Source organism: Myroides odoratimimus (genome assembly GCF_030326305.1).
Classification (GTDB): Bacteria; Bacteroidota; Bacteroidia; order Flavobacteriales; family Flavobacteriaceae; genus Flavobacterium; species Flavobacterium odoratimimum_A.
The window spans coordinates 12,255-37,865 of the sequence record NZ_JACAKB010000001.1; the positions used below are offsets into that span (position 1 = coordinate 12,255).

Genomic DNA, 25,611 nt, shown 5'->3' on the forward strand with positions numbered 1-25,611 from the left:
ATTCTGTTGTTATTTATTGTGCTAATGCCTGTTTGATATCTTCTATTAAATCCTCTGTTTCTTCTAATCCTATGGATAGTCGTATTAGACTTTCTGTTATCCCTGCTTGTACTTTAGTCTCTTTAGGTACTGAGCCATGAGACATCTCAAAAGGATAATTGCTCAAGCTCTTTATTCCTCCTAAACCCTCAGTCAGTGTAAAGAGTTTTAGACTTTGTATAATCTTAAGAGCTGCCTCTTTGCTGTTGTCCTTTAGATCAAAGCTGATGACTCCTCCGAAATACTTTTGTTGCTTCTTAGCAAGTTCATGTCCTTCATGACTTTTTAATCCTGGATAGTATATCTTGTTTATCTTCGGATGTGTGCTGAGGTACTCTGCTATCTTTAGGGCATTCTCTGAATATCCTTTGTATCTGAGCAAGAGTGTTTCAATGCCTCTGATGGTTAAGAAGCTATCGAAAGGACTTAGTATAGCTCCTGTAGAGTTTTGGTGAAACTTAATGATCTTGCCTAACTCCTCTGTTTTCGTGATGACCAATCCTGCTACTACATCTGAGTGTCCTGCTATGTACTTCGTAGCACTGTGAACAACTATATCAGCTCCTAAGTCTAAAGGTTTTTGAGCTATTGGGGTAGCGAAAGTGTTATCTACGCATAACCAAACCTTGTGTTTCTTAGCAATGTCTGCTATAGCTTGTATATCTGATATACGCAGTGTAGGGTTAGTAGGACTTTCTATCCATATCAACTTAGTTTTGTCATTGATTGCTTTCTCTACATTAGCTGCTACTGTTGTATCTACATAATGAGTTTTGATCCCAAACTTTGCATATACCTCATTCAACAGTCTGTATGTACCACCGTAGATATTGGCTACTGCTATTACTTCATCTCCTTGACTCAGTGTTTTAAATACAGCATCTATAGCTGCCAGTCCACTCCCAAAGGCAAACCCCTTTGCACCGTTTTCTAAAGAGGCAACTAATTCTTCAAGGGCTTGACGAGTAGGATTGTTGGTACGTGTGTAGTCAAATCCTTTGTTTACTCCTGGTGCTTCTTGAGCGAATGTCGTTGTCTGATAGATCGGTACTGCGATGGCTCCTGTGTGTGGGTCTATCGGAATGTGTTTTAGTATATCTGTTTGGGTACTCATCTTATAATGTTTTAAATACGTTAGCTAAATCAGCTTTTAAATCTTCAATGTTTTCTATTCCTACTGATAGTCTGATTAAGTCAGGTGCTACTCCAGTTGCTTTTTGTTCAGCCACACTTAACTGTTGGTGTGTAGTAGAAGCAGGGTGGATGATTAATGACTTGGTATCTCCGATGTTGGCAAGTAGTGAGAATAGTTTTGTCTCGTTCGCTACTGTCTTCGCTGCTTCAAATCCTTTTTTCAATCCGAATGTTACCACTCCACTTTGTCCTTTAGGTAAGTACTCTTTTGCTAAGTCGTGGTAAGGGCTTGACTTTAGTCCTGGATAGTTTACCCATGCTACAGCATCTTGTTTCTCTAACCACTCTGCTAATGCAAGAGCATTCTCACTGTGCTTTTGGATACGGATAGGCAATGTCTCTAATCCTTGGATGATTTGGAAAGCATTGAATGGGCTAAGTGCTGCACCTAAATCTCTTAATCCTTCTACTCTTATCTTAGCGATGAAAGCCGCATTACCTAATGCTTGGTGATATATTAGTCCGTGGTATCCTGGTGATGGTTCTGTGAATTCAGGGAATCTACCACTTGACCAATCAAATGTCCCTGCATCGATAATCGCTCCACCTAATGAAGTACCGTTACCTGTGATGTACTTAGTCAGTGAGTGTACTACGATATTAGCTCCATATTCGATCGGGTTAAGTAGAGCAGGAGAGGCAACAGTGTTATCTACGATGAAAGGTATTTTAAACTCTTGTGCGATCTTCGCAACTGCTTTTAGGTTAATGATGTCTAACTTAGGATTACCTAAACTCTCTACGAATATTGCTTTTGTGTTCTCTTGAATATTTGTTCTGAAGTTCTCTACATTAGATGGATCTACGAAAGTGGTGTTGATACCAAATCTTGGAAGAGTAACATTAAATAAGTTATAAGTCCCTCCGTATAAGCTATTAGATGATACGATGTGGTCTCCTGCTTTTAATAATGTTAAGAACGTTGTAGAGATAGCAGATGCTCCTGATGCTGTTACCACTGCTCCGATACCTCCCTCAAGTGCTGCTAAGCGTTGTTCTAAGATATCGTTAGTAGGGTTGTTTAATCTTGTATAGATATACGCTGGGATAGACAGGTTAAAAGCTCCTGCTGCATGATCAGCATTTTCGAATACATACGATGATGTCTGATAGATAGGCACTGCTCTTGTTCCTGCTGTAGATTGTACATTGTGTCCTGCGTGTAATGCTTGTGTTGAAAAATTTAGATTGCTCATGGTTATATTTTTTAATGTTTTAGTTTTTTATTTTCTCAGTACTTAACCCTGCTGAGTAAAGGGCATAAAAAAAGTCCTTTCGGCATTGCCAAAAGGACTTCAAGTATTTTAATCTCTTTGTTTAGATTATAACTAACTCGTTGACTTTAGGCAATAGGGCGTCGTGAACATCATCATGTTCATCATCATCATTGCCATCATCATTGTGTTAGTATTGAAAATCATGGTATTTATATTTATCTAATTATATACTGTTTGGTTTAGTGTAAAAAAAAAAGCCCTCGCTATCGCAAGGGCTTTATATATGTTATTTAGAATTTAAGTTTATGCAAATAACAAGCCCTGCGGATTTCTCCACATCATCATTGTCATCATCATTGTATAAACTGTATTCATTTTTTCTTCTTTGTTTTTGTTGGTACAAATATCATTAAATTATTTCGGAATAAACAAAATAATTTTAACTTTTTTTATAATTTTAGATAAAAATCTCTCACAAGTGCCTCAAATGCTGGGGTGTACTGATGTCTCTCTACTTCGATAGTTAGCTCATCTAAGGGGATTTTCTCTACTAATTGACGTGAAAAAGCAATTAAGCTACGTTTGATTTCGGCTTGTTCGTTCCCTCGAACGCGAGTTACCTTGAATGGATAGATACCAAACTCGGCTGCCAATCGCATCAGTGTCTCTTCTTCTTTGGCTGGAATAATTACACTAAACACCCCTTTCTCAGACAAGAAATATTCTACTGCCTCAATTAATAAATCAAAAGGCATCGCATCCTGAAAACGAGCAGTATCTCTCTGCTTATCATTCGTGTGATAATCTTCACTATAGAAAGGAGGATTAGAGATAATTAGATCATATTCTTCTTCCATCTCATTAGCGAAGGTCTCTAAGTCGGCATGGTAGCAGAATAGTCTATCACCCCAAGGGCTGTTCTCAAAGTTCTCTACAGCTTGCTCATGTGCGTTTTCGTCTATTTCTACTCCATCTATCTGCTCTGCACCTGTGCGCTGTGCCATCATTAAGGCTAGCAGTCCTGTGCCTGACCCTATGTCTAACACCTTATAAGGATTATTGTCTATCGGTGTCCATGCTCCTAATAGTACTCCATCCGTACCTACCTTCATCGCACATTTATCCTGCTGTATCGTAAACTGTTTAAATTGAAACATCTTGCTTAGTCTTTTTGCAAAAGTACAAAAAGGAGGTTTAGTGACCTAATGTATAGCTGTACAGAAGTGTAAGGTAGAATAAAAGACTTAAGTTAAAAATCACGTTCAATAGGGTTCTCACTGTCACCTACTTTTCTATTGAAATATTCAGCAGTAACTTTGTCCAGGACAGTGCCTTTTTCTTCTAATAGTTGTGCATACGTTTTACTAGCGGCTACTTTACGTGCTTTATTCGTTTGGTCTTTCGAATACTTTGCATACTTATCATCAGTGACAATATCCCATGAAGTAGATACTTTCTGACTGTCAAGAAGTTCAAAAACAAAGTGATTCTCACTATCCCAAGCCTTCACTACGAAGCCTGGTAGATTAATGAATTTATAAGGGCCACTCTGTACAGGTATATCTTGGGTGAATAGCACTGTCCATTCTCTACCACCATAAGTAGCAGTTGCTTCTTGTACCTTATAGTTATTCCAATCTTTAACCTCTGGAAGTATAGTCCACTTTATACTATTCTTATCTTCCTCATAATAGCTCAGGTCTAATCCTATCTTATCATAAAACGAAGTAGTATTTCCATCAGCATATACAGTCCATTTAAAGGTTGATTGATTGTTTTTTTCAGGATTGTCTGTTTTCTGAGAGGTTATAAAACTATAGTTCATCAGATCTGTAAATCTAGATTCTTTATCTTTTATATCAAGTATAGCATTACCATCGCGGACAAGCTTCTTAGACCCATTGGCAACACTCGTTTTATAACTGTATCTCATCACTTCTACTTCAGAGGTATTCTGAGCAAAAGAAGAGGTCATAATCAATAATAAGAATAGATACTTTTTCATAATTGTGGTTTTATAAATCTAATATAATTCTTTTATTTAACATTTAGTGTATTGGTATAATTGCATAGTTTAAAATGGGGTAATAGATTGATTGTAAATTAAGAATACAGAGTATTGTAATGAGTTCTTAATCGTTTAGAAGAGAGTTCCTACCTAGGTAGAGTATCTAAAAATATATGACTATGGAAAATTGGACATCAAAGAATAATAAGCCACAAAGGAGTAAATCAAAACTATTAATCGGTGTTATTTTTGGTTTAGTATTAAGTGCAATCTTATATTATATGACTTCTGTTTGGAGTATTAATCAAGAGCCTATGAAGGAGCGTTATAGAAGATATAAAGGAGCGTGAGAAATATAGCGAAGCTTGCTTCTTATGTGACTTCTCTGAATGGTATAACTCCAGAAGAAGCTAAAGCACCAGAAGGAGATATTATCTGGATAAAGAATATGGAGTAGAGACTTAATAAAGAACAAATTGAGATTTAAATAAAACGATTAATTTTATAAATATCTTTCTTTAGATCTTTTTTAATATTTTCTGAAGTGTAGTTTACTGAGATATTGTTGTCTTTGCAGAATTCATAAATTTCAGGATATAACACTCGTGTTTTTTCTAGGTTTTTATCAGTGACTTTATGATTCTTTCGATTTAAAGTGTTTTTCCAATCTGTCATTGAAGAATAGTATAGTTTATTTGGCTCTTCTATATTGTTGCTATAAAAAACATAAAGGGGTCGTTCTGCAGTTGATCTATAGTATTGTCTTGGAATCACTGTATTTAATTCTGAAAAAAAAGCATTAGTACTAAAGCGATTGTTACTATCGTTTGTTAAATCTAAGACTTCACATAATTGTTTATATAGTTCTCTGTCTAACATTGAATCTATATTGTAATTATGAGTTACAACAAGTTCTAATCTAAAATTTCCTTTTTTTTGTAAAAGAACTAATTTAAAAGGAGTAGTACCTATATCGAATAAGATATTAAAAACAATTTTGTTTTTTGCAAAAGGGAATATACAAAAAGTATCATTATTGTTTAATATTTGTTGATGTAATTGCTCAAGGTTATTAAGAATCATAATGTATAGTTAATAGTAACTTTTTTATAAAATTACAAAAATATAATTATATACTTAAAGGATAATAAACTATTACAACCACACTCTATACCACTTCATTAGTTCTTTAAAACTTCTGATATGGATGAAGGTAGCAGGGCTATTATTAATCAGTTCTACATATTTAGGGCTTTTCTTAGGAGCTTCGAATAAGATATACTTGACCATCTTCATACTGAATTGGCTCTCGGCACCGTCTAAGTTGCCAGGGCGAGTATCTCTATGCGTGATACTGCGCTTTATGTATCTGTACAGTGCTCCGATAGGAGAGAAGTCTAACCAGATAACACAGGTAGCATCTTTAAGTCGCTCAGGCATTAAGAAGCTATAGTTGCCTTCTATCACCCAGTCTGTATGATCGCTTAAGAATGTCTGATGATCAGCTGTCATAAGCGCTTTGTCACGAGGTATCCAGTCTGTATTAGGGATATGCGCTATCTGATCTAAATGCAGGATATTTAGATTCAGTTTCTTGCCTAAGGCTTGAGCTAGAGTAGACTTGCCAGAGGAGCTAAGCCCAATGATGCAGATGCGATTACCTAAGTGATGTAGTGCTACCATAATCGACAAATATAAAAACAAAAAACCTCGAAACAAGTGTCTCGAGGCTGTATGATGTGATGTATTATCTCCCTAGATAAATATCTAATAACCCAACAGGTACATTAAGATATAACTTCTTATTCTCACGATCTACTTTATGGATAAGTTCATCTATCATCGGAACTAATATTTCGGTTCCGTTATAGTCTATCTCGAATAGAGGTTGATAATTACTATCGTTTACTCTTTTTAGTTGACCTATTTCACCTTCGTTAGTATCTATTACGTCAAAACCAGTGATCTCGTGGTAGTAGAACTTGTTTCCTTCTAGTTTAGGAAGCATCGTCAGTGGTAGGTATATCTCTGATCCGACTAATCGGTCAGCATCTTCTTCAGAGTTAGACTCCTCGAATTTAACTCTTAAAAAATCGCTTTTATGTAATGAAGCTTGTTCCATAAAAAAAGGAACCAGTTGTCCGTCGAAGTCGACGAACACTGATTCCAAGTTTTCGTATAACTCAGGTTCATCGGTGTCTAAATAAATAAGTACCTCCCCTTTAAAGCTAAATTTCTTTGCGATTTTGCCTAAATAGAAACAATCCTTTTTACGCATATCGCTAGTAAATTATGCTTGAGTTTCTTCGTTGCTTTCTTCAGTTGCTTCAGCAGTTTCTTCTGCAGGAGCAGCTTGTGCTTCAGCAGCTTTAGCTTGAGCAGCAGCAGCACGCTTAGCGTTTACTTCTTTCTCAGCAGCTAATCTAGCAGCTTTGTCAGCAGCTTTAGAAGAAGATAATCCTTCTTTCTTAGCGTTGATTTTAGCAGCTTTTTCTTCTAACCAAGCAGCGAATTTCGCGTCAGCTTGCTCTTGAGTTAAAGCTCCTTTGTTAACTCCACCTTGTAAGTGGTGTTTTAACATTGCTCCTTTGTAAGAAAGTAATGTTCTAGCAGTATCTGTAGGTTGAGCACCGTTGAATAACCATTTAACAGCAGCATCAACATTTAATTCTACAGTTGCAGGGTTAGTGTTAGGATTGTAAGTTCCGATTTTCTCTAAGAATTTACCATCTCTTTTAGCGCGTGCATCAGCAGCTACTACCCAGTAAAAAGGTTTTCCTTTTTTACCGTGTCTTTGTAATCTAATTTTTACAGACATAATTAATTTAATTAGTTGAGGTACCCGACCTCGGTTCAAAATTGAGGTGCAAAGATAATATTTATTTTGAAGTGATTCGTTAATATATTGATTTTTTTTATTTTATATCTATCTGACACACTGTGCGTTCTGTGGTGTAAGTAAATCCATTCTCTTCTATTATTCTAAACTGAGCTACTCTGTAGATCATTCGGGTAGAGAATTAGTACAGTTCGGTAAAACCTTCTTTAACCTAAGTAAACACTGGTTCTACCCGAATGGTATCCGAAAGAATTAGTATTGAATTAGTTCTGATTGTTGATAATGAGGTGGTTAGTTTAGGGATGTGCCATCATTATTGTGCAAAAAGGGAATATTGAGGCATTAGTGTCATAAGAGGGCAGAGAGGTATGGTTGTGAAGAATCGAAAATTAAATTAGGATTAAGAACATGCGTGGACAATAAGTATAACTAATTTTTTTATGTATTTTTACTAACTAAAGTAGTATTAAGAATTGAAGTACATTTATACTTAATAGAATCATTGAAGAAGTAAATTATGGCGAAGTTAAAAATTAAGAATTTTGGACCAATAAAAGAAGGAGTAGTTGATGGGGATGGGTATATCGATACTAAGAAGGTTACTGTTTTTATCGGTAATCAAGGTTCTGGTAAAAGTACTGTAGCTAAGTTGATTTCTACTTTTTCTTGGTTAGAAAAGGCGTTTGTAAAAGAGAATGAGGAAATCACAGAAGATTTGAGCCTAGAAACTTTGAGTGAATATTTGAATTATCAAAATATTTCTCAGTATTTTATTTTAGATAAGACAGGCAATGTAATTACTGAGTTTGATTATCAAGGCGAAAAAGTAAATATTACTTTGAAGGATAATAAAGTGTCATTAGAAGAAAATAAGTCTACTGAATATAATATGCCTAAGATAATGTATGTTCCTTCTGATCGTAATTTTATTAGTGCAGTTGAGAATTTTAGAGAATTGAAAGGATTGTCTACAATGATGTATCTTTTTGCTGCGGAGTTTGATAAAGCGTTAAAAGATAGTGTAGACAGTTTGCAGTTACCTATAGGTAATGTGCAATTTCATTATGAAAGTACCAGTAGAACATCTTTTATTGGTGAAGGGGAAAAATATAAGATTAAATTATCTGAAGCGTCTAGTGGTTATCAATCTTTGGTACCCTTGTATATTGTGTCAAGTTATTTAACAAGATTGGTCAAGTTAGAAAGAGATGAGAATAGAATGTTACTTTCAGGTGGGATACATAAGTATTTAAGTTTAAGTGAAGAAGAGGTTGCTATGATAAAATATAAGGAGTCCATTAAGTTAGAAAAAGAGGAGATTATTTCAAAAATGGAAAAATTAGTGAAAGAAAGTGAGAATAATTTAAGGAAAACTCCGAAGGAAAGGTTGAGTGTTATTAATTCTAATTATAAAAATATTATTAGATATTCACAACGATTAGATGAAATATGGAAGATAGAGATGGATTTTTTTAAAAATAAGAATTTAAATATACTAAAACCATATTTATACCATTCGTTTTTGAATATTGTTGAAGAACCTGAACAAAATCTTTATCCTAGTTCGCAACGTATTATGTTGAATAGTTTATTAGCACTCAATAATGAACTAGATGAGAATAGATTAGTGATTACTACTCATAGCCCGTATTTAATAAACTATTTGACGTTAGCAGTGAAGGGAAAGATGGTCTTAGATACAATAGGTGATAATCAAGAAAAGAGAGAGAGATTTCATAAGATAGTACCTGAAGAGTCTGTTATTAATGGAGAAGAATTAGTTATCTATCAGTTAGATGAAAAAGAAGGAACTATTCGAAAATTAGATACTTATAAAGGGATGCCTTCTGATGAGAATTGGTTAAATGAGCAATTGGGAGAGTTTAACGATGATTATGCCACTCTGTTAGAAATCGAGAAATTCTAAAAAGCTATGGAAGGATTCAAAGACTTTAAGATATATAAAGTTTCTCGTGTTGGCGTTTTTGGCTTGTGTGACGATGAAGAGAATGGTAATGGATTGGGGGATGTAGCTAATCTTCATAATGAACCTGCTTATTTGTGTGAAGACCTTGAGAGAGAAGAATCTCATTGGATTGCTAAAGTTGTTAATAGTGAAGAAAAAGATGTGTTCTTTGCCCCAATAGATAAGTGTGACCTTATACCAAAGAGAAATGATGGCAATGATTCTAAGCAATGTGATGGAGTTTTTATGTATGATGATGTTATTGGGTTTATAGAATTAAAGAATAGGGGAGATAAGGAGTCTCGTAAGTGGATTAATAAGGGAATAGAACAGTTAAAAGTATCTATAGATTGTTTTGAAGAATTTGAGTTTGTTAGAACTTATAAAGTAAAAAGAGCTTATATTTCAAATAAGAAGAAGCCTTATGTTCAGCAATCTGAAGCTATGAGAAGTGAACGTTTTATGGATGAAGTAGGCTATGTTTTATATATTAGAGGAAACGTAGATATAGATTAGGTATAGTGTAAGGTAATAAATTGTAATCTCTAGTTGTTTTGTAATGAAATTGTTTAATGCTAGTAAATTACGGAGAGAATGTAAAAGTTAATATTATATTAAAATAAAGCTTTTTTGTGTGGTCTAAATACTATATTTTTGTATTTGCTGTTATTAAAGAAGATAGTTAAAAATATGAAAAAGGTTATAGGGATAGTTTTGATGGTATTAGGGTTTGGATTCATCGCATGTGAGAATGAGACGAAGACGGCTGATCCGAGTATTATTGCGATGGTTAATAATGAAGAATTTACAACTGGAGTAAAATTCGAAACATGGAGACCTCAGTATACTGACTTAAGAGTAGCTAATGAAAATATACTGTATCTAAAAGCTGAAACGGATACAACGATGTTTACCCTGAGAGTTCCTTATGCTTTCTCTAATGAAGAAGTAGATAGAACATTCGCTTTTGGGGATGTAGTGCCAGTAGATGTGTCAGATTTAAAGACAGCTTTTGCGCAATATATCGTCTATGATAAAGTAACGAAAGCACCTATCGCTATCTATAAGACAGCTGAGAATATCACTAATACTGGGGAATTTAAGTTTGCGGATAAAGATAGTCAAGTGCCTGGAACGATAACTGCTGAATTCTTTGCGAATATGAAGAAAGATACTATGCCAGGATTCTATAAATTAACTACGAAGCAGAAAGAGTATTATAAGAATACACTTAGGAATATGAAGTCTTTCCAAGATGGTGTGGTGTATAAAATGCCTGTGAGCGTAGGTAAATAATTACGAATTATTAATTACGAATTACGAATTTTTGCCTTTGGCATTGTGAGATATATAAGACTGCTCTTTATGAGCAGTCTTTTTTTTTATGTTACAGAGTGTCCGTAAAAATTTCTACATTGCTCTTTATGAGTGGTCTTTTTTATATACTTTATGTATTCAAGTCTATGACAATGTACAGAACAACATAAATACAACATCACAACATCACAACTTCACAAAAGAACAATCTCACAAAAGAACAACTCCATAGCTTCACAACTTCACAAAAGAACAACCTCACAACTTCACAACTTCACAAAAGAACAACCTCACAAAAGAACAACTCCACAACTTCACAAAAGTTTTGTAACTTTGTTTTTTACACTATTCTACCTTGTTTAAGGTTAAAACTCTTATAATCACGTATGTATTTAATTTTTGATACCGAAACTACAGGTCTTCCTAAAAGTTGGCAGGCACCTATTACCGATACTGATAACTGGCCTCGATGTATACAGATCGCTTGGCAGTTACACGATGAGTATGGTAAGCTGATAGAGCATCAAGATTATCTGATTAAACCAGAAGGATTTAATATTCCTTATGATGCAGAGCGCATACATGGTATCTCAACAGAATTAGCAGAACAAGAGGGTATCTCTCTAATGGAGGCATTGGAGAAGTTTAATATTGCGCTGTCTAAGACTAAGTTTATCGTCGGTCAGAATGCTGGGTTTGACGTGAATATTATGGGGTGTGAGTTTTATCGTAAGGGAGTGAATAGTATTATGTCAGAGCTGCCTGTACTAGATACCTGTACAGAGGTGACGGCTGAGATGCTGAAACTACCGGGAGGTAGGGGAGGTAGATATAAACTTCCTACACTGACTGAACTGCATACATTCTTATTTGGTGAGAAATTCGCTGAGGCGCATAATGCTACTGCCGATGTGGAAGCGACTACTCGATGTTTCTTAGAATTGATAAAGCATGGAACATTCTCTACGCAGGAGTTACAACAGGATGAGGAGTACATCGTGCGTTATCGCGAGGCTAACCCTCAGCCATTTCAGTTGATCGGCCTTAAACATATCAATTTAAAGAAAGCGTCTGAAGAGATTCGCAAGCGACTGGCTAAACTAGAAGGTGGAGCATCTGAGGAAGTATCTGATCATGAGAAAGAATTATTAGATCAGGCTAACTTCGCACATCTACACGTGCATACACAGTTCTCTATCTTGCAGTCTACGATAGCGATTAATAATCTAGTGAAGAAGGCTGGTGACTGCGATATGTCTGCTGTAGCGATGACGGATCACGGTAATATGATGGGGGCATTCCACTTCGTGATGGCGGTGAATAACCATAATAAGGGGATAGAGGCTAAGAATAAAGAGCGCGCTGAGAATGGGGAGGAACCACTACAGACGCTAACTCCTATCGTGGGGTGTGAGTTCTTTATCTGTGAGAATCATACAGATAAGACTAAAAAAGACAATGGATATCAAGTAGTATTACTTGCCAAAAATAAAAATGGGTATCACAATCTAGCGAAGATGGCTTCTATCGCTTATACAGACGGGTTCTACTATGTACCTCGTATCGATAAGCAGGTGGTAGAGCAGTATAAAGAAGATGTGATGGTACTGACGGGTAACTTATATGGTGAGGTACCTGGTAAGATATTAAACGTAGGTGAACGCCAAGCTGAAGAAGCCTTACTGTGGTGGAAAGAGCAGTTCGGTGATGATCTATACGTAGAGTTGATGCGACATAATCAAGAAGATGAGAATCGCGTGAACAAGGTATTGGTAGAGCTAGCACGTAAACACGATGTGAAGCTGATAGCTACGAACAATGCTTATTATTTAGATAAAAAAGATGCGAATGCACACGACATTCTATTGTGTGTGAAGGATGGTGAGAAGCAGTCTACTCCTATCGGTAGAGGAAGGGGCTATAGATATGGTCTGCCTAATCAGGAGTACTACTTTAAGTCTACTGAGGAGATGAAGGAGCTGTTCTCAGACTTGCCTGATGCTATCTATAATATACAAGAGGTAGTGGATAAGGTGGAGCCATTCGTGCTACACCGAGATGTATTACTACCTAAGTTCGATATACCTGAGGAGTTTCAGGATGCGAGAGATTTAGAAGGAGATGGAAGTGGTAAGCGAGGAGAGAATAACTTCTTAAAGCACCTTACTTATAAGGGAGCAGAAGCGAGATATCCTGAGGTGACTGAGGAGATCCGAGAGCGACTAGACTTCGAACTAGCGACTATCGAGAGAACGGGATACCCTGGATATTTCTTGATCGTACAAGACTTTATCGCAGCAGCGAGAGAGATGGGAGTGTCTGTAGGTCCTGGTCGTGGTTCGGCTGCGGGTTCGGCTGTGGCGTACTGTCTAGGAATTACGAATCTAGATCCTATCGAGTACGATTTGCTTTTTGAGCGTTTCCTTAACCCTGATCGTGTATCGATGCCCGATATTGATATTGACTTCGATGATGAAGGTCGTGGTCGTGTAATGGATTATGTAATCAATAAGTATGGAGCTAATCAGGTAGCACAGATTATCACGTATGGTAAGATGGCGACTAAGTCTGCGATTAGAGACACGGCTAGGGTGTTAGACTTGCCATTGTTTGAAGCAGATAGAATCGCGAAGCTTATCCCTGGTATGATGCCATCTAAGTGGAACTTACATCGATTCTTAACAGAGGATGAGAACGCTATAAAAGGAGTACTTCGATCAGAAGAATTTGATAAAGTAAAAGAATTAATAGCTTTAGCTCAAGAGGGATCATTAGCTGCAGAGACTATACAGCAGGCTAAGATACTAGAGGGGTCAATGCGTAATACTGGTATTCACGCTTGTGGGGTAATTATCACTCCAGATGATATTACGAAGTTCGTTCCAGTAACGCTAGCTAAAGACTCTGACTTATATGTAACACAGTTTGACAACTCGGTAGCAGAGAGTGCTGGTCTATTAAAGATGGACTTCTTAGGGTTAAAAACTTTAACCCTTATTAAGGATACTATTAAACTAGTGAAGTATCGTACAGGTATAGATATAGATCCGGATAAGATACCTATCGATGATGTGAAGACGTATGAGCTGTTCCAGAGAGGTGAGACTATCGGGGTGTTTCAGTACGAGTCTGCAGGTATGCAGAAGTATATGCGTGAGCTGAAGCCTACCGTGTTTGCCGATCTGATAGCGATGAATGCCCTGTATAGACCGGGGCCACTAGAGTATATCCCTTCGTTTATTCGTCGTAAGAATGGGGAAGAACCTATCGTGTATGACTTAGATGCATGTGAAGAATACTTACAGGAGACGTACGGTATTACGGTATATCAAGAGCAGGTGATGCTTCTGTCGCAGAAGTTGGCTGGATTCACTAAAGGTGAGGCCGATGTACTTCGTAAAGCGATGGGTAAGAAGCAAAAGGATGTACTAGATAAGATGAAGCCAAAGTTCGTAGAGCAGGCTTCTGCTAAAGGACATGATGCTACTACACTAGAGAAGATATGGAAAGACTGGGAAGCCTTTGCTTCTTATGCGTTTAACAAATCTCACTCGACCTGCTATGCATGGATAGCGTATCAGACAGCGTATCTGAAGGCACACTATCCTGCAGAGTATATGGCGGCTGTACTGTCTAATAATATGAATGACATCAAGTCGGTTACCTTCTTCATGGAAGAGTGTAAGCGCATGGGACTACAAGTATTAGGCCCTGATGTGAATGAATCATTCTACAAGTTTACAGTAAATGATAACTATGAGATTCGCTTCGGTATGGGGGCAATCAAGGGAGTAGGACAAGGGGCTGTAAACACTATAGTAGAGAATAGAAAAGATGGGTTATACACTTCTGTATTTGACCTAGCGAAGAGGATAGACCTGAGATCAGCAAATAAGAAAGCATTTGAAAACCTTGCTTTAGCAGGAGGTTTTGATTGTTTTAAAAATACACATAGAGCACAGTACTTCCACACAGACCCAAGTGATAATATAGTGTTCTTAGAGAAAGCTATACGCTATGGGGCTAAGTCGCAGGAGAATGATAATTCTTCTCAGTTTAGTCTATTCGGTGAGAGTAGTGAAGTACAAATACCTGAGCCTCTATTACCTATCTGTGAGGAATGGAGTACGATGGAGAAATTGGCTAAGGAGAAAGAGGTAGTTGGTATCTATATCTCAGGACATCCATTAGATGACTTTAAGTTTGAGATGAGATATTTCTGTAATGTGAAGGTGGAGGAATTGACAGACCTGACTCCTTTCACGGGGCGCAATCTTATGTTCGGAGGAATGATTAGCGATGTACAGTTCCGTACTTCTGCTAAAGGGAAAGATTGGGCGATGTTTACCATAGAAGGATATGACGAGAGCTTTGAGTTCAGAATGTTCAATGAGGAGTTCTTGAAGTTTAGACATTTCTTATTAAACAATACATTCGTATATATTAAGATCCTAGTCAAAGAAGGCTGGGTGAATAAGGATACGGGAGAAAAGAGCGAACCTCGTATTCAGTTTGTAGAAATGAAGTTGCTACATGAAGTAATTCCTACTTATGCTAAGAAGCTTACAGTGGTGATGAATGTAAAAGATGTGGCTACTAGGCAAGCAGAGTTAATTAAAGATGCTTTTAGTAGATATCAAGGGGATAGTTTTGTGCATTTTGAAGTGTTGGAAGTAGAAAGAATAGTGAAAGAAGCTACTCCTATAGCTATACCACAGCTAGGAATGAATGAAGGAGATGAGGATGATGGGACGAGTGAAGGCTTTGATATGGATGAGCCAATAGCAGTAGATGTACCAGAGTTTAGAATAGTGAATAGATTAGAGTTTACTAGTCGCAATAGTAGAGTGAATATCACAGCAGAATTACTAGAAGAACTGGAGGCCTTACAAGTAGATTTTAAATTAAACTAGTAAAAGCAATATTATTTGATAATACTTTTATAGATAAAAAAAATTGTATGTAGGTCGATTACTATAATAATTTTATTAAGTTTGTTGATATAATATAAAAAGCAAAGAATAATGGCATTAGAAATAACAGATGCTACTTTCGAGGAAGTAGTATTAAAATCAGACAAACCCGTAGTGGTTGACTTTTGGGCAGTATGGTGTGGACCTTGTAAAATGTTAGGGCCAGTAATCGAAGAGATCAGCTCAGAATACGAAGGAAAAGCTGTAGTAGGTAAAGTAGATGTTGATGCAAATCAAGAATTCGCTGCTAAATTCGGTATTAGAAATATCCCTACTGTATTAGTATTCAAAGATGGTGAAGTAGTACAACGTCAAGTAGGTGTTGCACCTAAGAAAACTTATGTAGATTTCATTGAAGGATTATTATAATCCTCGATATATATAGTATTAAGGAAGACTCTCAGTAATGAGGGTCTTTTTTTTTTGCTTTATTTTAGAGAAGTGAATGTAGTGTCCCAATAGTTGCGACCATTATAGAGCAAAATAAGTCATTAGTAGCTATACTAAGCAGTATATAAGATAAAGAATGTATGAATGTATAGTTTTGTAACTGAATTATAGTTCATAGGTTCTTTGACATAGTGTATATATAAAAGGAGAAATATTCTTGTGGTTAGCTCTTTTATGGAGGGGAAGCTCGATTTATTTATTGTTTTAGGAGTATAGCTGAGTGTTTTTGGGTATGAGATGTTTTATTTTATGCACTAGGAGTGGTTGGTTATTGTTTTGTTTTTTGATTTGAAAGATCGTTTTTTTAATAATTGCATTATTTTTTCTGAAAAAAATAGGTGATAATAAGAGGTGCTTATGCTAAGTAGTATGCGGAATCAGTGTGTTTTTTGTTGTTTATAAGAAGAACAGGGGATATGAAGTAAAAAAAATGAAAAAAAGTTTAAGTTTTATGTTGTTGATACTCAGTTTTATCAAAATTAATAAGGGAAAAAGTTTTATTTTTTTTAAAAGTACATTTGGAACTGTAGAAAATGGTTGTATATTTGCATCGCATTAAAGCAGTAACGACGAAGGTTTGGTAGTTCAGTTGGTTAGAATACATGCCTGTCACGCATGGGGTCGCGGGTTCGAGTCCCGTCCAGACCGCAAAAGGGGAGACTAGCATCTCTTGAAATATAGAGATGCTTTTTTATCCACTCTTCGTTAGAAATAAAAAACTTTAAAAAAGTTTGGAATTTTTAAAAAAAGAGTTACCTTTGTCGCCGTTAAAGAATTAAGCTTTAATACAAAAACACTGGTTTGGTAGTTCAGTTGGTTAGAATACATGCCTGTCACGCATGGGGTCGCGGGTTCGAGTCCCGTCCAGACCGCCAGTTAAAAGGAGCCTCTCACAACGTGGGACGGCTTTTTTTGCCCTCTAAAGTTTTTTAGGGAGCTAAAGATTAGTTGTGTTGTTAAGTGCGAAAGCACTAAAGGTTTAGTAGTTAGACCAATGAAAAGCTTTCCTAGTGCGGGAGAGCTTTTTTTAATCAACTGTTGAATTTTGATAATGACATGTAAAAAATATTGAATATTGGTTTGGTAGTTCAGTTGGTTAGAATACATGCCTGTCACGCATGGGGTCGCGGGTTCGAGTCCCGTCCAGACCGCCAGTTAAAAGGAGCCTCTCACAACGTGGGACGGCTTTTTTTGCCCTCTAAAGTTTTTTAGGGAGCTAAAGATTAGTTGTGTTGTTAAGTGCGAAAGCACTAAAGGTTTAGTAGTTAGACCAATGAAAAGCTTTCCTAGTGCGGGAGAGCTTTTTTGTTTTTATATCCTTATCTGTATTGTTCTCTTCTATGATATCTAAAGAATCTTAAGGCTGTCTTTAAAAGGTTATTCTGGATATAATCATCTTTAACAAATATATAATCCATATAGATAGCGTTAGGATGTGGCACTGTTACGTATGGTGTACACTTGGTAAAACCATATTCTCTATAGATAGCGTTCTGGCCCTGTTGTGCTTTAGTAGTGGTTACATAAATTCTCTTGAAGTCTAATGATTGTATATGCTGTATGATGTATTGGCATAGTTTTATTCCTATACCCAGTCCTTGATACTGTGGACGTATATATAGATTAGTAATCTCACAAGTTGTATCAGTAAGTCTGTGCATGGCTATACAGCCCGCTAGTGTATCATTCACTTTAGCTATATATAGTAGCACTTCATTAGAGACGTTATCTGTACTTGAGTTAGTGCTTATGTTGCTGGAGTTGTCTAATGGCTTTAAATCTACTTTTATCGTTCTATCATATTCTGTAATTAATTGTTGTATATCTGTAGTTACAGTTAGAGACTGTATTATCTGGATGTTCATTATTAAGTGTGTTAATCTATAGTTAGAACAAGGTATAAAAAAAGGAACTGCTATAAAACAGTTCCTTTAAGTATATTATAAGTCTATTATTAAATTTTACTTAGCTAGTTTATGTACAACTAGATCTTTTACTGTAAATAGAGCAGGTGTATTAATACCATATTCTCCTTTATCAGATGAGTCCACATAGAATACTAAGTATTTAGCAGCTCCTAGTTTGTCTAGTTTTATTTTTTGCCAGTTAGTATTGATGCTTCCTTTATCATCTTTATAATCTACAAGTTTGTACTCAATAGGATTATTGATTACTTTTTTGTTTTCATCTAGTCCATAAACGATAATTGAGTAATAATCACCTTTTTTAAATTTTCTAGCAAAGTTGTCTCCATTTTGGATAGAGTAGTAAGTGTAAGGGCTTAGACCTACATTAATTTCTACAGGTAATAATTGTTGTCCTTTTTCATCTGAAAGCGTTACTGATGTTACCGCTTTATTTACGTCTATTACATCACCTTTAGCATATTTAGTAGTGATACCTTCTGTATAGGCTACTAAGAAAGGAAGAGCATTACCATCTTTATCTGTATTTTTAGCCATACTACCATGCATATTGCTAGCAAACTTATCTTTATGGTCTTTTTGGTCTGTACTGTTTGAAGCAATAAATCCATTCCAGTATTTGTTTTCACCGAAAGTAGAAACAGTGTGACTGAATGAGAAAGGTTTAGCTTCTATTCTCGCACCATTAGTAAAAGTATCTGTCCATAGATTACCTCCTTCAACAGGTATTCCTAGTTTAATATCTTTAAGGTTAAGAATATTATGAGTTTCACCATACTTAGCAGTAACGATATAATCATATATTTCTAATACTCCTGTGTTAGAAGTTACTCTTAATGCGATAGTTTGAGTCTCAGCATAATCAATCTTATACTTTAAGATAGGTTCTTCAGAAAGTTTCTTCTGAGTAGTAGTATTATGCCATACAAACTTATGTGTAGTAGGGTCAATTTTTGGGTCGATTGTAAACTCGCTTCTCGCTTCTACAGATTGTTTTATTTCTTTAATAACGATAGTGTGATTACTGTCATCGCTAGAACATGAAGTGAATACTGTAGTGGTAAGGGTTAAGCCTAGAGCAAGTAGTAAACTAGTACGTAAGAATCTAAGTTTCATCTTTAGGAATAAGTGTTATAGTTAATAAATTTTGTGTAAAATTAATGAAATAAATGAATCTATTGTTTCTAAAATGTTATTAATTTTTACATATTAATGTCATATAATGGCAATTTAAATGTTTTTTTGTTGATATCTTTGTAATTATTGTGAGGTAACAAATAAAGCACCACTTATAAGTGGTGCTTTAATTTATTTAATTATTTTCTAGTATTAATATAGGTTCCTTCAACATGTAAGTCTATAGCACCAGCTACTTCTGTAGATACTTCTCCTAGCCAACCTGACTCTTGATTGATTCCTGTATATACTTTAACAAAATCAATACCTGGTAGATTAACTTTATTACCTTCTTTATCTACAGCCCAATTGATATCAATAGCTGATTCGTCATCATTATTAGGTGCGTTGTCCGCGTAACCCCAAGGATACGAATATAATACCCAATATGAACCTTTTCCACTTTCATCTTTAGCATTATTGGCTAACTTAGTTCCTTTAAAGGTAATCTTGTCCCCTGTATGCCATTCTGGAAAATAACTTTGTTGATGGAAAGTGTTTTTAGGTTTCCATCCTTTATTACCTTGGTTGTCTTCCCATTTTATATATTCTAAATCAGTAGCCCAATTGATACTTGGATCTTTTACAGGTTCTTTATTTGGGTCGGGTTTGTAATATGTAATTTCGTAATTCTTTATAGTCTCTTTTTTATAATATTCGCTACCAGCTATTTCATACCATTCATCCTCATCAGGTATACCATTTTGATTTTTGTCATATGCTACCATGATGATTCCAGGTTCACAACTTCCTCCACGACTAGGTGCTTCTGGATTAGGGTTGCCACTAGCCCAAAAAGCATTTCCTAGTACTCTAAAGTCTCTCTTTCCTGGAACATTAACAATTGTATGGTCAAACCCAAATACTACATAACCTCCAAATCCACCAAGCGAAATCATTCCAGCTTTATCTTTAGCTATTGCATCTTGAGCCTTTTTAATCATTGTTTCCTTTGTATCTCCAATGTTATAAATAGGTAGTTTATTAGTGAATTGACCATAAGAAGGCATGAAGTCAAATACTCTCGTAATATGCTTTTTGTATTCTATATTTTCTTTGTTAACAATAATGTTAAATTGTTGATTTATTTTTAATTTAGGATCTTTAGCTTCTACCTCAATAGTATAGTTTCCTGTATTTAGAGTTACAAAGTCTAACTGTTGTTGGTCACTAATTATAGAGTCTTTACTAATATCATTAAGCTTTATTACTTTCCAAGAAATAGAAGGGTTAGTAAACTGTTTTAATTCTGGTTTTATTAGTACTAATTTACTTCGGTCTACTTTATATATAGAGTCAAGTTTTAAGACATTACCAGTTGGAACTACCGGATCAATTGGCGGAGTAACAGGAGATGAATCATCACTAGAACAGCTATAAAAAGTAATAGCAGATAGGCATAAAGTAGCCATTAGGCTTAGTTTTAATCTTTTTGTTTTCATATTAAGTTATTGGTTTATTTTTTAATGAATGCTATATGAGCGGGTATATTACCTCCTGTTGTCTTCCATTTAAGCTTTCCTTCAGGAGAGAAACAGTAGACAAAACCTGTCCCTATATAGTCTTGTGCATCAGTCATGAAGATTTCTTTGGTTTCAGGATTGACTGCTATTCCATAAGGTATCTGTATTTGTTTTTCTGTGCCATCAGTGATGATGTTATCAGTAATAACTTGTTTTGTCAATGTATTAAGGATACCATAGGATACATTATTACCTCCTGTGTTATGTTTATAAGAAGTTGCGTAGTAGTATAGCTTATCATCATCCATAGTCATATTAGATACAGGGATGTCCAGCTTCTGTTTCACTTGGTCAGAGTCAGAGTCTATTACATATAAGTTAGGTTCTACATTATAATAGTCTCCTCTTGAAGAAACATAGATGTCTCCAGCTTTATCTATCTGCATACGATGTAAGTTGATGGCTACATCTATCTTTTTGGTTTCTGTAAATGAAGGAATGTCTATCACTGATACTGTAGTATCATAGTTAGGAACGCGGTATCCTCCAGAGTTAGCCACATATAGTTTGTTACCTTTAATTACCATTTCTTCGGGTTGATAACCAACTGTTACTCGTCTAGTTACTTCTAGTGATAAGGTATCTATCTCCGCTACGAAACCACGTTCTGCATTTGGATTTATTTCTACTTTTCCTGCATACGAACTAACGTATGCCTTACCATCTTTAAAAGCGAGATAACGGCAGTTAGGTACATGTATTTGTTTAATATGTTTGCCTGTTTCAACATCAAATACTTCTATGAAGTTTGATACGTTAATAGTAGCATAGGCTTTAGTTCCATATATCTTGATATCATTACCTACATCTCCTAGTTCTTTAGTAATGTTAGGGTTTCTTTCTGAGAAGATATCTCTAGTATACGTCCCATTCTGATATTCAAATAAGTCAATAGACGCTCTGTTCATTCCCATATTCCCCTCATTAAGAAGATAGAAACCGCTGTATTTATCTGTAGTAACAGGGATAGATACTTGCGAACTATCTGATAAAAAAATCATCTCATCTTTGCGACAACTTATTAATGTTAGTAATGCTAATACAAGGAATATTATTTTGTTTAATTTCATAGGTCAAAGCTTAAAGTGAAACGGAAGTTACGTCCAGGCATTGGGAAGTTACTCACAACTTCATAATATTGATTCGCAATATTGTTTGCCTCTATGCTTGCTTTAAAGTGATAGTGTCTCCATTTAAAGCTTTTCAGCAAAGAAATGTCATGTGTATACCAAGGTTGTATTTCATTTCGCTTGATATTGTTTTTATTACCATTGTAACGTTCTCCTACATAAATAAAACTATAATTCAGAGACCAATCTTTATAGTCTAAGCTAACTATAGATGATCCAGAATGCCATGGAGCATAAGGTATCTGATCTCCGTAATAAGAAGGCTTGCCATATAGCGTTTTACTCTTGTCTTTGGCAACCGTATATTCATAAGTTAGGTTTACTCCTAGCTTTAAGTCCTCCATGATTTTTAGAGTAGTTCCTAAGTTAGTTTCTATTCCGTAGTTTTCTACCTTTCCTAGATTGGTCATCATCCATCTCATCATACTAGAAGTAGGAGTAGCAATAATCTTATCTGTAATATTAGCATAATAAGATTCGACAGACAGATGCACTTCTTCAAAAAGAGAATGTTGAAACTGTTTATTATAAATAAAACCTAAGTTAACCTGTCTAGACGCTTCAGGTTTTAAGTTAGCTGTACCTAATTGAGTATAATAAAGGTCATTAAATGTAGGTAGTCTATAAATGTACTTATAGAAAGAATGAATGACTAGATTCTCATTATCCCAAGGCTTATAGCTTAGGAATACAGAAGGTGCCCAATAGTGACGATCAGGTGCTTCAAAGTTATAACGTACTTTTTCTTTAGTAAATGTTCCTAGTATATTAGCTTGAGCCTTTACTTTACCCAAGTTTACAGAAGTTGCAAGTGAAGTCAGGAATGTGTAGCGTTCAGGATAAGAGAACGGCGTTCCTTGACCTTTGCGTGTTGCATTTAATTTATTGTATTGTAAATCTGTAGATAAAGACACATCCCATATATCTGTAAGCTTGTACAGGTGTGCTGCAGATAGATAATACTCTTGTTGAAAATAAGTATTGTCAAATTGTGGATTATAAGTTACCTCTTCTCCTTCAAAGCCTACTGTCTTACGTGATAAGTAATGCATTTCATCATAAGCATATTTTCCTTTGAGTTGGAATTGATATCTGTCTGAAACAAATCTTGTCCATTCTCCTTGTGCCATGAAGTTTTTGTCTTGCTGACGTTCATTGATGTTTTCTGTTTCAAGAGTTACATCACTTTTTTTAATAACGGCACCAGGTAAGCCTCTATCTGATTGGTAATAATATAAATTAGCTTGCCAAGTATCTTTATCTGTTTTTCCAAACCATGTATTCTCTATTCGATATGCCTCTATATCACTATTCTGTCTATGTCCAATAGTATCATAAGCTACAGAGCCATCTATATTGTGGCGTTTTTGTCTGAATTTATAATCACCATTAGAATAGATATATTCAGCACTGATAGAGGTACTAATATTGTTATTTACCTTGATATCTGTACGTACAGAAGGGTTGACTAATTGGATAGAACCCGCTTTATACTTAGCTGATATATTGACGTCCTTTCCTTCTTGGAAGATAGGCTTTTTAGTTTGTAGATATACAGTAGAAGCAGACGCAAACTCCTTAGCAGATTGGAAGATAGCACTACGTTGACCATTGTATAGCTTTACAGTCTCGATATTGTCTAAAGAGAACTTTCCTAAGTCTACGATTCCATTCTGTGCATTGCCTACTTGTACCCCGTTATAAAATACTCCTACATGATGAGTACCCATATTACGAACATCTACTGTCTTTAGGCCGCCCATACCTCCATAATCTTTGATCTTCACTCCTGCGAAGTATCTTAGAGCATCTGCTACGCTATAACTATTAAGACGTTGAAGTTTAGCTCCGTCTAGTGTTTGTACAGGTATAAGATCTCGAAAGACTTCTTTTTGTATCACGATCTCATTTAGAGCAGTAATACTGTCTTTAGGTGTCTGTGCATACATAGCAGTATTTGCTATACATAACACAGTGGTTAGTACTAGTAATTTTGTTTTAGTCATATTAGTTTTTGGCTAGTTGATTTTGACAATGGAGTAGATTTAAATGCGTCAAAATCACTGTTGCCAATGACTATATCATAGAACGCCTTATGTTTCATCCCCCGAAAACATCAAAACTTATTTTAGATTGGCAGGTATTCTGACTTACTCATAACGAATATCCTTCCCATCTATGCGACAGTGGATAGCTAGATTCGTTAATTTTTGATGAGCTTACAGCAGCGGGTCTGTTTAGGATTTGCACCTAATTCCCTTTTTCGTATCACAATGATAACCAGTCTCGTTACAAATATATAAAAAAAGCTTAATGGAATGTATTTATTCTGTTAATGGTATTTTATTATAGAATCTTTAAAAATTATTCCAAAAAGGCAGGTGAGATTGATAAGTCTTTAAAGCTTGCTTGTTCATCTCTGTTTCTAAAACTGGGTAGACACGCATTCCTCTTTTGCCTTCTTTTAGTTTAGTAGATATTATATTAAGTTTGGCTAATTCTTCTTTTGGGTATAAAAAGTACCCTTGTTGAGTAGAAATAAGTAGATAGTCAAAATCATCTGTGATCTGATATGGGATAGTCTTTCCTTCATTATCACGTTGCCATATCGCTACGAAATACCCTGTTTTTTTTGGGGTTATTTTAGCTTCTCTATAGACGATTTTTTGGTTGTTGATACAGAAGGTACAGGCATTATAGTCATTTTTCTCCTCTGCTATTTGAACATCGTATATTGGGGTATTATACTTAGTGGTAAGCGATTTATCTATGCGTGTAAGAAAGTTAGGTATTTGCATTAAAATGAATTAATTTTAATCAAATGTAGTAAGTTTTATTTTATAAGTTGTAAAAGATTAGTTTTGCGCATAAAATAGATGCTCCAATAGCCATAAAAACTGATAGGAGCATCTATTCATTAAGATGTAATCTTATTTTGTTTTAGTGATTTCTATCTCTTTATAGGAAAATTTTTCTCTAACAGTGCCATTATTATTTGTAGAAATACTTATTTTAGGATATTTATTTTTATTATATTCATATTGTACATTCCCTTTTGTCGAGTTGTTTTGATTGTAAGAAGTTACATTATTTATAGGCTTATAATAGTACATAATATCAAAAGCTGTTGTTTTTTGAAAATGCAGAGGTAGATTTACTGGCATGTCTCTAAAAGGATTGGGGTTGTTATCATAAGTATAAGATTCTACCAGATTAGCATTATCTATCGTAGAAGTATTTACGAGATTACCTTGATCATCATAATTAAAACCTGTTGTGTTCTTTATGTCAGTCGCTTTTATTATTTGTTTTTTATTATTATGAGTAAAGAATAGTTTACTATCATAGTCTAGATCAGTACTTTTTATCATTTGTCCTTTATCATCATATTCGAAAACAAAGTTTTTTGTCAGTTTACCCTCGCCATTGACTTCTTTTATTTTGATAAGTTGGTTGTTCTTATCATAAAAGTAAGAGCATTCAGACTTGGAGTGCACCACCAACTGATTGTTTCTTATAGCCTCATAAGTCATGTAATGGTTTGTTACTTTGCCTTGATCATCATAGGCAAATTTCACTTCATAAGAATCACTATCATCTTTAAAGGAATCTATATTCGTATAGACATCTAGAACAGTGATTTTTTCTTTCCCTGAATTGGAGGTGCCGTCATCATTAGAATTATTACTATCAGAACTACATCCTATAGTAATAAATACTAATAAAGTACTTAAAATGTTAGTTATAGCCTTTTTCATATGAATGAATATTAGTAATGCAAAATTACTAAAAAAAATGTATATTATATGTTTTATTTACTTTTATTGTGTTGTTTTTTAGTTATTTGTGTTAAA

At 35.2% G+C, this 25,611-nt stretch carries 21 protein-coding genes, 3 tRNA genes and 1 riboswitch; of the genes, 9 read left to right on the top strand and 15 right to left on the bottom strand.

Annotated features, from left to right (window positions below; translation table 11 throughout):
- Positions 1-13: 13 nt before the first annotated feature.
- From HX049_RS00045 to HX049_RS00060, 4 genes are all read right to left on the bottom strand, one after another.
- The gene (locus tag HX049_RS00045; RefSeq protein WP_286413293.1) at positions 14-1,153 is read right to left on the bottom strand and encodes a trans-sulfuration enzyme family protein; all 1,140 of its coding nucleotides are present in this window, start codon (positions 1,151-1,153) and stop codon (positions 14-16) included.
- Between the two features lies 1 nt (position 1,154).
- Positions 1,155-2,429, bottom strand: coding sequence for an O-acetylhomoserine aminocarboxypropyltransferase/cysteine synthase family protein (locus HX049_RS00050; RefSeq protein WP_155090840.1), 1,275 nt, complete (start codon positions 2,427-2,429; stop codon positions 1,155-1,157).
- Between the two features lie 470 nt (positions 2,430-2,899).
- Positions 2,900-3,607, bottom strand: a complete 708-nt coding sequence (locus HX049_RS00055; protein ID WP_286413294.1) for a tRNA1(Val) (adenine(37)-N6)-methyltransferase — start codon at positions 3,605-3,607, stop codon at positions 2,900-2,902.
- A 92-nt stretch (positions 3,608-3,699) separates the two neighbouring features.
- Complete coding sequence (locus HX049_RS00060) at positions 3,700-4,455, bottom strand: GLPGLI family protein (protein ID WP_286413295.1); 756 nt, start codon at positions 4,453-4,455, stop codon at positions 3,700-3,702.
- A 182-nt stretch (positions 4,456-4,637) separates the two neighbouring features.
- On the opposite strand from HX049_RS00060, the gene HX049_RS00065 reads away from it, so the two are divergent.
- The gene (locus HX049_RS00065; RefSeq protein WP_286413296.1) at positions 4,638-4,808 is read left to right on the top strand and encodes a hypothetical protein; all 171 of its coding nucleotides are present in this window, start codon (positions 4,638-4,640) and stop codon (positions 4,806-4,808) included.
- A gap of 133 nt (positions 4,809-4,941) precedes the next feature.
- Here the strand turns inward: HX049_RS00065 and HX049_RS00070 are convergent, their stop codons facing one another.
- The 4 genes from HX049_RS00070 to HX049_RS00085 form a co-directional block, all read right to left on the bottom strand.
- Positions 4,942-5,541, bottom strand: a complete 600-nt coding sequence (locus HX049_RS00070; RefSeq protein ID WP_286413297.1) for a DUF6037 family protein — start codon at positions 5,539-5,541, stop codon at positions 4,942-4,944.
- 72 nt (positions 5,542-5,613) lie between these two features.
- The gene (locus HX049_RS00075) at positions 5,614-6,141 is read right to left on the bottom strand and encodes an AAA family ATPase (RefSeq protein WP_286413298.1); all 528 of its coding nucleotides are present in this window, start codon (positions 6,139-6,141) and stop codon (positions 5,614-5,616) included.
- A 64-nt stretch (positions 6,142-6,205) separates the two neighbouring features.
- Complete coding sequence (rimM, locus tag HX049_RS00080) at positions 6,206-6,736, bottom strand: ribosome maturation factor RimM (RefSeq protein WP_286413299.1); 531 nt, start codon at positions 6,734-6,736, stop codon at positions 6,206-6,208.
- 12 nt (positions 6,737-6,748) lie between these two features.
- A complete protein-coding gene (locus HX049_RS00085) occupies positions 6,749-7,276 on the bottom strand; it encodes a 30S ribosomal protein S16 (RefSeq protein ID WP_286413300.1) in 528 nt (175 codons plus the stop codon).
- Between the two features lie 538 nt (positions 7,277-7,814).
- Between HX049_RS00085 and HX049_RS00090 the strand changes: the two genes are divergently transcribed.
- From HX049_RS00090 to HX049_RS00125, 8 genes are all read left to right on the top strand, one after another.
- Complete coding sequence (locus HX049_RS00090; RefSeq protein WP_286413301.1) at positions 7,815-9,224, top strand: AAA family ATPase; 1,410 nt, start codon at positions 7,815-7,817, stop codon at positions 9,222-9,224.
- Between the two features lie 6 nt (positions 9,225-9,230).
- A complete protein-coding gene (locus tag HX049_RS00095) occupies positions 9,231-9,779 on the top strand; it encodes a hypothetical protein (protein WP_286413302.1) in 549 nt (182 codons plus the stop codon).
- Between the two features lie 174 nt (positions 9,780-9,953).
- A complete protein-coding gene (locus HX049_RS00100) occupies positions 9,954-10,559 on the top strand; it encodes a hypothetical protein (protein ID WP_286413303.1) in 606 nt (201 codons plus the stop codon).
- Positions 10,560-10,966: 407 nt separating this feature from the next.
- Positions 10,967-15,493 (top strand): DNA polymerase III subunit alpha, encoded by a 4,527-nt coding sequence (gene dnaE, locus HX049_RS00105; RefSeq protein WP_286413304.1) that lies wholly within the window; start codon positions 10,967-10,969, stop codon positions 15,491-15,493.
- A gap of 111 nt (positions 15,494-15,604) precedes the next feature.
- The gene (trxA, locus tag HX049_RS00110; protein WP_006257591.1) at positions 15,605-15,922 is read left to right on the top strand and encodes a thioredoxin; all 318 of its coding nucleotides are present in this window, start codon (positions 15,605-15,607) and stop codon (positions 15,920-15,922) included.
- 655 nt (positions 15,923-16,577) lie between these two features.
- Positions 16,578-16,651: transfer RNA gene (locus tag HX049_RS00115), tRNA-Asp, on the top strand.
- A gap of 150 nt (positions 16,652-16,801) precedes the next feature.
- A tRNA-Asp gene (locus HX049_RS00120) sits at positions 16,802-16,878 on the top strand.
- A 202-nt stretch (positions 16,879-17,080) separates the two neighbouring features.
- Positions 17,081-17,157, top strand: a tRNA-Asp gene (locus tag HX049_RS00125).
- Positions 17,158-17,322: 165 nt separating this feature from the next.
- Here HX049_RS00125 and HX049_RS00130 read toward each other — a convergent pair.
- The 7 genes from HX049_RS00130 to HX049_RS00160 form a co-directional block, all read right to left on the bottom strand.
- On the bottom strand, positions 17,323-17,868 hold the full coding sequence (locus HX049_RS00130; protein WP_286413305.1) for a GNAT family N-acetyltransferase: 546 nt from the start codon (positions 17,866-17,868) through the stop codon (positions 17,323-17,325).
- A gap of 96 nt (positions 17,869-17,964) precedes the next feature.
- Positions 17,965-19,044 (bottom strand): DUF4465 domain-containing protein, encoded by a 1,080-nt coding sequence (locus HX049_RS00135; RefSeq protein ID WP_286413306.1) that lies wholly within the window; start codon positions 19,042-19,044, stop codon positions 17,965-17,967.
- 200 nt (positions 19,045-19,244) lie between these two features.
- The gene (locus HX049_RS00140; protein WP_286413307.1) at positions 19,245-20,546 is read right to left on the bottom strand and encodes a cell surface protein; all 1,302 of its coding nucleotides are present in this window, start codon (positions 20,544-20,546) and stop codon (positions 19,245-19,247) included.
- Between the two features lie 14 nt (positions 20,547-20,560).
- Positions 20,561-21,697 (bottom strand): YncE family protein, encoded by a 1,137-nt coding sequence (locus HX049_RS00145; RefSeq protein ID WP_286413308.1) that lies wholly within the window; start codon positions 21,695-21,697, stop codon positions 20,561-20,563.
- Positions 21,694-23,763: a TonB-dependent receptor gene (locus tag HX049_RS00150; protein WP_286413309.1), complete on the bottom strand. Its 2,070-nt coding sequence runs from the start codon at positions 23,761-23,763 to the stop codon at positions 21,694-21,696. The genes HX049_RS00145 and HX049_RS00150 overlap by 4 nt, the downstream gene beginning before the upstream one ends.
- Before the next feature lie 112 nt (positions 23,764-23,875).
- Positions 23,876-24,057, bottom strand: a riboswitch (cobalamin riboswitch).
- Between the two features lie 57 nt (positions 24,058-24,114).
- Positions 24,115-24,555 carry a MepB family protein gene (locus tag HX049_RS00155; protein ID WP_286413310.1) on the bottom strand — a complete coding sequence of 147 codons (441 nt, stop codon included), beginning with the start codon at positions 24,553-24,555 and terminating at the stop codon, positions 24,115-24,117.
- A 132-nt stretch (positions 24,556-24,687) separates the two neighbouring features.
- The gene (locus HX049_RS00160) at positions 24,688-25,515 is read right to left on the bottom strand and encodes a hypothetical protein (protein ID WP_286413311.1); all 828 of its coding nucleotides are present in this window, start codon (positions 25,513-25,515) and stop codon (positions 24,688-24,690) included.
- Between the last annotated feature and the right edge of the window lie 96 nt (positions 25,516-25,611).